At 41.4% G+C, this 384-nt stretch carries 1 protein-coding gene; it reads right to left on the bottom strand.

Annotation, left to right across the window (positions count from 1 at the left end; genetic code table 11):
- Positions 1 to 186: 186 nt before the first annotated feature.
- Positions 187 to 384: hypothetical protein (locus tag H4O20_RS15010; protein ID WP_221442863.1), on the bottom strand; the 198-nt coding region annotated here is incomplete at its 5' end.

The following is a 384-nucleotide window of genomic DNA, read 5'->3' as shown; positions in this document are numbered from 1 at the left end:
GGAATCTACATTTTGGACTGTTTGAGTGCTTAGTGCTGGATAAAATAAGCATGAACACTTATATATTTGATTTTGGAATCAAAATGTTAATTCATAGAAAAAAATGGCAACAATAAAACAAATCAAATCATCCAAATTTCTCAGGTGCTCTTTGATCTTCAGGAGTGTAAAGATCCATCTTTTCTCTCAGGTAGAGGGGTCCTGCTTAGCCTGCAGCTCCTTTATGCTCTGCTCCAGGCTCTCTCTTAGCTCCTCACTCTTTTGGAGCAGTGTGGCCTTCAGGTCCTCAAAATTCAGGTCTCTTATGTAATCCGCTCCCCGTTGAAATGGACTGGTGACATATTCAAGGTAGGGCTTTAGTGCACACCTCACAGTGCTCACTTC

It is taken from the genome of Aequorivita sp. 609 (genome assembly GCF_014212065.1).
In the GTDB taxonomy this organism is placed as follows: Bacteria; Bacteroidota; Bacteroidia; order Flavobacteriales; family Flavobacteriaceae; genus Aequorivita; species Aequorivita sinensis.
This window is presented reverse-complemented; position numbering and strand designations above follow the sequence as displayed.